Here is an 8,808-nt window from a genome sequence, read left to right as displayed (position 1 = left end):
AAACCCGCATGAAACCTATATATTTATATATTCTTATATTTATATAAATATATAAATATATAAATATAAGAATATAAGAATATGGGGAATTGGAATTTAATCTTGATGATAAACCTTTAATAGAGAAAGGTGCAAAATTAACAACTCCACAGATGAACTTGCTGCTAAGTATCTAAATAGAGCTTTTGGCTGGGATATATTAATACCACATCAATACAAAGTTGGAACAGCTAGAAGAATTGTCGGCGTTGGTGGAGAAGCCTGTAAACAAGTTAAATGTAATATAGAGATTATAAGTATAGATGGCTATGATACTTATAAAAAGGTTATGAAGTATATTATAGAGAATAGGAAATAGATTAGAGCCATGGATTGCACTTAGGTGTGGTCTATGGCTTATTTTTTTGTCGAAAAATTCTTTTAAATTAATAGGAACTAACTTTAATGTTTTATCGTATAAATTATAAACTGAAAAGGTGGGATAATTTTGAAATTGCAAAAAATATTAATTATTTTTATTTCAGTATTTTTGCTTATAGTAGTAGGTTGTTCAAATGGTATTGAAAATAAAGGAAATATGATTGGTGTTGAAAAGCGAGTTGGCGAAGAAGATAAATATGAACACTACAATGACATCACTGATAGCGAAGAAGTGAAAAAGGTAAAGGATATTCTAGATAACATTACTTGGAAAGATGGAGCAGTTAACATGGTATGTCCTCCTCACTATAAATTTTATTTTGAAGACGCTAATGGAAAAACAAGTGAGATAGTTTATGAATTGTGGATAAGTCCTGATAAGGGTAAAGTAGAACTTGTGATTGATAGTGAGACTAAGTTTGTTAAGATTAGTGAACCTGTGTCAGTAGAGTTATTTAAACTGATTACAGGAAACGAATTGGATTCTAATTAAAAATAATGATAATGTTCAATCTTTAGTTTATTATGAATCAATAACAGATAATGCAGCTCTTAGAACACTATTTAATAGATCGGTTGTAAATACTTCAACTAGTACTGTTAAGAAATTTATACAAATTAGCTTGGGTAAACTTGTTCCGTTAGGAATATTGACCAAGAAGCTTACACTTCTATAGGTGAAGGTAGTTCACGCCACATAACTTTATACAGGCACTAGTACCTGCACTCTTTATTTATGTTGACAATAGTAGTATCAGTCCTCATTTTGTATGCTTAAATGCGTCGCTTTGCGAGGGAGTGGCTTTCAGACATTGGGCAATGCTCAAACCGACTTTGGAAATAAATAAAATATCATCAAAAAAATAGTGATGTTGTAACCATCACTATTTCAGTTCATATTAAATTTCCATTCTTGATTTACTTCCTAATACTATTCTTCATATATAGATTCAAATCTTTCCCTATCTCTAACAATTTGATTTTCTAATGCTTCTTTATACTTTGAATAAAGACTCTCTCTTGATATTTTTGTTTGTAAATTTAATTCTTGATTAGAATTTGCGCCAGAAACTAACAAAGTTCCATCTGGTTGACCATATGCTGAAAATATATATGTTTTACCTTCAACTGGTAAAACATCACCTTCATATACAAAAATAGTTTTTTTATCGCTACTTGTCCCACCCACTTTTGAAATTTCAATGTTTGAGACTAAGTTACCTTTTATGTTTTCAACAACCTTCAATGAATAATTAGTATATGGACTTTTATATTCTTTCGAACCTAACTCTGTTTCTACGACTACAGGTTTTTTATATTCTACACCATCGTTTTTTAAAACCTCACCAACAAATACATAATCTGCATCTCCAATCAATTCTTCAAGATTATTTACATTAATCGCATAAGAAGCACATATTTTTGTAATTGGTAAATTTTCATTATTTTTGGCTGATGTTTTAGCATACCCATAAGAAGCAACACCTAATATTGCAACTGTCATACATAGTGTACCGATAATCTTTTTAAAATTTTTATTCACTCTAAATACCCCCGTTTTAAAATTTTAATACTTTTTATATGCAGCATCATAAGAATCTTTATCATTTTGAGTTAAAGATGAAGTGGAAATACTATATGCATACATAATATCACTACTTGTGCTATGACCTAAACCTAAGGCATGTCCTAATTCATGAGTAGCTACTCTTGTTGTTTGTGTACTGCCTTGTTTGTCAAGATTGTATGTGTTCATTTCGATATAACCACTAGAATAAGTTGTCGCATTTACTGAGCTTATATCGTATATATCATATACATATACATCTTGCACTACACTGGCTGAATCTTGTCTAATTACTCCTGGCTTATAATCTTCCCATTTAGCAACACCTGCTTTTATATTGGACATATACTTACTGTTTCCGTCATAATCTAAATGTTTGCCTGAATCCACCAAATCCCAAGAATTAAGATATGCTTGTGCATATGCTGGAAGTGAACTTGAAAATAAAATAGTTCCTCCTAATACTAAGCTAAATAAAATTTTTCTCTTTTTCATTTTAAACTCTCCTTTATTAATAAAATTTTTTAGAACTAATTTTTAGTTCTAAAACTATTACCAAGAACAAAGTATTAAAACAACATAAATTTAACCTTTATAGTACTGTCGGATATTTTTTAGTATGGGAGTAATATTATTAGGAATAATGATGAGTTGAAAACTTTAATCGTAGTATTTATTAAATTATAATACAATATGTTGAAAATTTTACATTTAAGTAATAAATACCAAGTAATAGATAATAAATGATATATTATGAAGTATGAAGAAGTAATAAATGCGTAAAATGAGGTAATAAGTGCTATATTAGATATTAACAAACAAAACCAAAGCCATGAACTTAAACAAGTTCATAGCTTTTCATCTTTGGAAGATTCGGAAGTCATTAAAGTTATGAAATAGGACCTCTCGCCTCTATGCTAGTTACTTTTGTGCTTAATCCATCAGTAAGTACAGTAACTACATAAATTCCGTAGGACGGCTTATTTTGATCAGTAGATATTCCTATATAAAATTTAACTTCATACTCCGAAGTTGATAATTTATTTACAGATAAAACAGTTGATAGTCGTTCATCAAAACCATAATTAAGTATATTCTGCTCTTTAAATGCATTCTGTATATAAGGATAAAACACACGAATAAGTAAATCACCCTCAGGAGTTTTAAGAGGTTGCCTGTTTTCATTATTAGACTTATAGATATCAGGGGAATTATTAGATGTTATAGCCGATACTGGAGTAACATATATACAACATAACATTAAAGTTAAAGCTAAGAATAATATATTTAGCTTTATAATCATCATATCACCTCAATATTATGGTTTGTAATGTAAGAAAAAATATACAATGGAACAAAGCTAAGGCCATAAACCCTAAAAGGATATAATCATACTACATTACTTCATCCGTTGAATGAGTAATTCACGCAAAAATTCTTGCTTGAATTACTCATTCGCTTTTCTCTTTGAAATTGTATACTAGTAACAATAAAAGAAAAGGAGATTTGCATAATGAGTACACTTTTAGAAGCAAAAGAAGTAACAAAAGTATATAAAAAAGGGCAGCATCCAAGTTTGGACAAAGTATCTTTCAGTGTTGCCGAAGGCGAATTTATAGGTATTATGGGGGCATCGGGTTCTGGAAAAACCACATTACTCAATGTATTATCCACCATTGATATCCCTACAAGTGGTGATATTTTGATAAATAAAGTGAATTTGAAAAGCCTTAGTGATACGGAGGCTGCCGATTTCCGCAGAGATAATCTAGGCTTCATTTTTCAGGAGTACTTTTTGCTAGATAGCCTTACAATTGCTGAGAACATTTCTGTGCCGCTTACACTTCAAAAACTACCACCCAAAAAGATAGAAAGCATGGTTAGAAATTTGGCAGAACGATTTGGCATTGCCTCTCAGTTAAACAAATACCCAAGCGAGCTATCTGGAGGACAAAGGCAACGGGCTTCTGCTGCAAGAGCCATTGTGAAGAAACCAAGTATTTTATTTGCTGATGAACCCACCGGAGCTTTAGATTCTAATTCTGCAACTGATTTGCTAAACACCTTATATGAAGCAAATCAAGAAATGAAAACTACTATTTTAATGGTGACACACGATGCTTATGCAGCAAGTTTTGCAAAACGCATCTTGATTTTCAAGGATGGTCATATTATCAATGAATTGCTTAACAAAGAAAATAACAGGCGTAACTTTTATGAGTCCATTATTGAAGAAGTAGCCAAGTTAGATACGCAGAGATAGGAGGTTAAATCAATGAATGTTTTTTCCATGGCAATTAAAAATCTTAAGAAGAATTTCTCTTTCTATGCTCTTTATTTAATTTCGATTTCTTTTGTAATTACTGTTTTTTTTGCTTTTACCTCGTTTTCTATGAACGAAGTAATGCTTGAAAAAATATCGACAGACGGACGAGTGGAAACGATGAGCAACACCATTTCTATTTTTTTGATGGCATTTGTTATCTTTTATATGACCTATTCTAATCGTTTCTTTCTGCGACGCCGTACAAAAGAACTCGGAATTTACGCCCTGATTGGTTATCGTAAATCCACCGTATTATCATTACTTACTTTTGAGAATGTTCTAGTCTGTGGGGGTGGATTTGTTATAGGACTACTGTTGGGGTCAATCATGCATAAAGGAATTGTTTTAGGCATTACAGATCTCCTGAAGCTGTCAATTGATGGTTCTCAAATTCCTTTTTTTAATGTAAACGCAATTATCAGGACAACCTGTTTTATATTATTGGTTAGTATTGTTTTAGCGGTTTCAAATGGAAGATTTCTTTTCAAGACTTCTCTTATGAATTTGGTAAGGTTTGAAAAAAGTGCAGAAAGAAAAATGAAAATCCGAAAAATACCTGGTTTTTTAGGGTTTGCTATGATATTTTCAGGGTATGCTTTGGCGTTAGATATTCTGCGTGGGACTAAATCACTTTGGAACACCATTGGTTTTTCTCCCATAGGATTATTAACTATGCTGCTGGTTGTATTGGGCACAGCGCTTTTTATCTCATCTTTTCTTCCCTACATTATGTGTAAAAGTAAAAAAAACAAGCGAAGCTTTTATACAGAAACAAAAATTATAACTACACCTAATTTTATCTATCGTATTCGCTCAAATTCCAAAACATTGATTATGCTTACGCTGCTATCTGCTGCAACATTAACTGTTTCATGCGTTATGGCTCTTACTCTGTATTATCCCATTGCTGCTGTTTCTCGTATGGCTCCGTCAGAAATCGAGTTTAGGATTGAGAAAGAAAACCAAATAAATGATGTGAAACAAATTATTGGTCAATATGATTCCTCAAATGATAAAATATCTTTCATACGCACTGATATCTTCAAGGTCACATCTTCTGCTAAAGAACTTCCTGTTGAATATGGTGTCGGAACAGCAAAGGGCGATGCTAATAATGAAAATATTTTAAGGGAAGCAGGATTTGAGTGTATTTCTTTTTCAAATTATAAATTGCTATTAGAAGCTCAAAGCAGATGGGATGTATTAAAACAACTTACTGAGCTAAATGACGACGAAGGTATTTTAGTAAAATACCAGCCAAATAGTGATGGCAGCAGTGAAGTCGGAAAAAACTATCCATTACTTATTGGGGATAATGTTCTGACACTTACAGTAAAGGCAACAACACTAAACAATACCATTTCCTTTGCAAACAGTATCGGAACACTTATTGTCAGTGACCATGTATATGAGAAAATCAAGGAATCTGAACCTCCTATAACAAGTATTCTAAGCATTAACGGTAAAGTTGTTGAAGATAATGAGGAACTGTATGATGAAATTAATGATTTTCTCAACAGCAGCCCTTATTTGCAGGGTTATTCCCATAGAATAAATAATTTATTTTCAATGAATAGCTCAACATTTTTATTAATAGGCTTTCTTGTGGTTCTTTTCTTTATTGCAGCAGGAAGTATCCTGTATTTCAATAATATTACAGCCATTACAGATTCTAAATCTGATTATGAAATTCTTCAGAAAATGGGGTTTACAGATAAGAAAGTCAAAAAGATTATCAGAAAGCAAGTATTGACTTTTTTCAGTATTCCATTTTTACTTGGTTTGTTGGATAGCATTTTCGCTACTTTGGTCTATAAGTCTGGACTAATGCAAAAATTGCTTGGCAGCGCATTTATTCAATATATACCTGTTGCTATTGCAATAGCCTTAACCGCAGCAATTTACTTTATATACTACATGCTTACCATCCGCACTTGCTATAAAACAGTACTGAAAGGATGATGATAACTCAATTGCCGTACAAATGGTGTTCGGCAATTGGGCATACTTTATTTGTTCAGCTAAAAATGCTACAATTAAAAAATACAAAATTTCAAAGGAGGGTAACGCATGAAGCATTTGGTTGTTAAATTTCTGTTTTTAATAAATCATATTCTATTTATCCTCCATATGGGTTGGCTTATAAATATCAGAACAGATCTAAATTTGAAAGACATTGTTCTTTTATTGATTTCATCAATTATCCTTATTGATGTTTCATATATCAGTTCTTGCAATATTAGAGAAAATAAAATTCTTTCATCATTTTGCGGATTGTTAGCATTGAATAGTTGGTATGTGCTTTTGTCATTTGAAACGACACAAATTACAGCCTTTGTTTTTACTGCATTGAGTCCAATCATATGGTATGCTTCTATAAGATTTACATTTATATTTTTATTTCAAGGAAGCGGATACAAATTTCGTAAAATAACAGAATTACTGTTGCTTGTGTGTTGTATCAGTTCGATTATGGGCTCAGCTATTTCAGATATTGCATTTGCCTATACGTATGGAATACAGTTTTTGGTGAGTGTAGGATGTTTTTTGTTTATTATTATCTATCATCGAAAACGAACACTATTTTTTTTTAAAAGCGAAAAAAAATATATTATTCTTTCGCTTTTAATCAGTGTAATTTGTTTTACTGCATACTATTTCGCAACTATAAATGTTCCTGACCACATAGGAAATTTCGGCATATACTTACCTGTTATTCTATTTTTTATAAGCGTTCACGGAATATCACTGAAAGAGCATTCAGGTCAACCCCTCTCTACTATATTTAGCAAAAAGCAATTCTTACTTATATTCTTTATAGCTGTTGCGATTATCGGATTAGTAGTATCTTGCTTGAAGAGCAGCTATGGTGAACTTATTATAGGCATGAATCTGTTTTTTGTGTTGGTATTCCTTTGTAATATCATATTAGGTCAAAATTTGAAAAAAGGCGATAACTTAATTATTAAAGAAAGTGAGTATAATTCTGCGTTAAAACAATTACAGCAGGAAGAAAGTTTGAAAACTGAATTTGCTAATTTCCTGCACGATGATGTTTTGCAAGATTTACTATCAATAAAAAATATGATGGGGAAAGCACAACGCCCCGATGTACAGGAAATCATTACTCACACCCTTGAGAATTTGAACATTTTGATTAGAAATCAAATGCAGGATTATCATCCGGTGATTTTGAAGAATTTAACTACAAAAGAGAACTATCAAAATCTGATTGAATCCATTTCTTTGTCGTTTCCTCAATGCAACATTTTTACGTCATTTGAGTGTTCTGACACTTTATTTTTGGTAGAACCATATGATACATTGACATATCGCCTAATCAAAGAACTGGTAACGAATGTGTATAAACATTCAGATGGAAATCGTGTTTGGATAACACTATTACAAGAAAGAGGCATCATAAAACTAAATGTTAGTGATAACGGAACAACAAAAGCAAATTGTATAGATTCTGTTGACATTACAAAACACAAGGGTATTTTTTCAATTAAAGAACAGGTCAAAAGCATGGAAGGCTTTGTCACTATTTCTGATAATATACTACACGGAATTTGCATACAAATCACACTTCCAATGAAGGGAGATGATTCTTATAAATATTTTGTTAGTAGATGACCACACTCTTTTTGCTAAAAGCTTATCTATAGCTTTGGAAGATTACCATGAAATTGAGCAGTTATATACAACCCAAGACATTCACTCATTGGATAAGATAGTGAATGAAAAGAATATTGATATTGTCTTAATGGATATTAATCTTGGAAAACTTAGCCATGCAGACGGCTTGGAATTGGCATCTGCATTATTAAATGCTAATCCTGCTGTGGAGATAATCATCCTTACAGGATATGACCTTCCTGTTTATAGACACGAAGCAAAGAAAATAGGGGTTAGCGGATTTCTTAATAAAAGTATTAATCCAGAAAATCTGATTGCATCATTACTTCGTGTTTATAGTGGGGGCACTTGCTTTCCATATGAGGAAAATACCGTAATGATTGAAGAGTTAACCAGCGTTGAAAAGAGAATACTGCAACTTATCTGTAACGGCAAAAAACGCAAGGACATTGCACAAGAATTATATATAAGCGAAAGAACTCTATCAAATCATTTACAGCATATCTTTGATAAGTTAGGTGTTTCGTCATCAGTAGAAGCTGTTACAAAGGCTATTCAGTTAGGATATATTCCGCCTATATGCTGAAGCCAATATGTATCTGCCTACCCCTAATGGGTAGGCATTTTTTTGTATATTGAAATAAAGCTATTTATGGACCATCACGAAAGGATGTAAAAATTCCAATATATCAAGATGAAGTTCCAGCTATGCCTTATTGGGTGCTAAAAAAGTAATATAAATAGAAAAAAGTATTGAGTAAATCCCAGCTCAATACTTTTTTTTATAAATATAGCTTACATCACTATTAAATTTTAGGCTTTGTTTTAAATAATTGTTGATTTTAGAACTATATAT

General features: G+C 31.7%; 8 protein-coding genes. 5 read left to right on the top strand and 3 right to left on the bottom strand.

Going from position 1 to position 8,808, the window contains the following annotated elements; genetic code table 11:
* Nucleotides 1-487 precede the first annotated feature (487 nt).
* Nucleotides 488-913: a YhfM domain-containing protein gene (locus tag ACI48Q_RS20060; RefSeq protein ID WP_474920889.1), complete on the top strand. Its 426-nt coding sequence runs from the start codon at nucleotides 488-490 to the stop codon at nucleotides 911-913.
* A 438-nt stretch (nucleotides 914-1,351) separates the two neighbouring features.
* Here ACI48Q_RS20060 and ACI48Q_RS20055 read toward each other — a convergent pair whose 3' ends face one another.
* The 3 genes from ACI48Q_RS20055 to ACI48Q_RS20045 form a co-directional block, all read right to left on the bottom strand.
* A complete protein-coding gene (locus ACI48Q_RS20055) occupies nucleotides 1,352-1,963 on the bottom strand; it encodes a hypothetical protein (RefSeq protein ID WP_474920888.1) in 612 nt (203 codons plus the stop codon).
* A 24-nt stretch (nucleotides 1,964-1,987) separates the two neighbouring features.
* A complete protein-coding gene (locus ACI48Q_RS20050) occupies nucleotides 1,988-2,482 on the bottom strand; it encodes a matrixin family metalloprotease (protein ID WP_474920887.1) in 495 nt (164 codons plus the stop codon).
* Nucleotides 2,483-2,876: 394 nt separating this feature from the next.
* Entirely contained in the window at nucleotides 2,877-3,290 is a 414-nt protein-coding gene (locus ACI48Q_RS20045) for a DUF3888 domain-containing protein (RefSeq protein ID WP_474920886.1), read from the bottom strand.
* 210 nt (nucleotides 3,291-3,500) lie between these two features.
* Between ACI48Q_RS20045 and ACI48Q_RS20040 the strand changes: the two genes are divergently transcribed.
* The 4 genes from ACI48Q_RS20040 to ACI48Q_RS20025 all read left to right on the top strand — a co-directional run bounded on the left by ACI48Q_RS20040 (nucleotide 3,501) and on the right by ACI48Q_RS20025 (nucleotide 8,538).
* Nucleotides 3,501-4,250: an ABC transporter ATP-binding protein gene (locus tag ACI48Q_RS20040; protein ID WP_474920885.1), complete on the top strand. Its 750-nt coding sequence runs from the start codon at nucleotides 3,501-3,503 to the stop codon at nucleotides 4,248-4,250.
* A gap of 12 nt (nucleotides 4,251-4,262) precedes the next feature.
* The gene (locus tag ACI48Q_RS20035) at nucleotides 4,263-6,275 is read left to right on the top strand and encodes an ABC transporter permease (protein WP_474920884.1); all 2,013 of its coding nucleotides are present in this window, start codon (nucleotides 4,263-4,265) and stop codon (nucleotides 6,273-6,275) included.
* Between the two features lie 108 nt (nucleotides 6,276-6,383).
* Nucleotides 6,384-7,949 carry a sensor histidine kinase gene (locus tag ACI48Q_RS20030; RefSeq protein ID WP_474920883.1) on the top strand — a complete coding sequence of 522 codons (1,566 nt, stop codon included), beginning with the start codon at nucleotides 6,384-6,386 and terminating at the stop codon, nucleotides 7,947-7,949.
* Nucleotides 7,918-8,538 (top strand): response regulator transcription factor, encoded by a 621-nt coding sequence (locus ACI48Q_RS20025; protein WP_474920882.1) that lies wholly within the window; start codon nucleotides 7,918-7,920, stop codon nucleotides 8,536-8,538. The genes ACI48Q_RS20030 and ACI48Q_RS20025 overlap by 32 nt, the downstream gene beginning before the upstream one ends.
* Nucleotides 8,539-8,808: the final 270 nt, after the last annotated feature.

The sequence above is a fragment of the Clostridium sp. LXY-7 genome (assembly GCF_056172015.1).
This window is presented reverse-complemented; position numbering and strand designations above follow the sequence as displayed.

Coding starts and splice junctions, on each gene's coding strand:
- ACI48Q_RS20050 (WP_474920887.1), bottom strand. CDS start 2,482: ATGAAAAAGAGAAAAATTTTATTTAGCTTAGTATTAGGAGGAACTATT.
- ACI48Q_RS20045 (WP_474920886.1), bottom strand. CDS start 3,290: ATGATTATAAAGCTAAATATATTATTCTTAGCTTTAACTTTAATGTTA.
- ACI48Q_RS20040 (WP_474920885.1), top strand. CDS start 3,501: ATGAGTACACTTTTAGAAGCAAAAGAAGTAACAAAAGTATATAAAAAA.
- ACI48Q_RS20035 (WP_474920884.1), top strand. CDS start 4,263: ATGAATGTTTTTTCCATGGCAATTAAAAATCTTAAGAAGAATTTCTCT.
- ACI48Q_RS20030 (WP_474920883.1), top strand. CDS start 6,384: ATGAAGCATTTGGTTGTTAAATTTCTGTTTTTAATAAATCATATTCTA.
- ACI48Q_RS20025 (WP_474920882.1), top strand. CDS start 7,918: ATGATTCTTATAAATATTTTGTTAGTAGATGACCACACTCTTTTTGCT.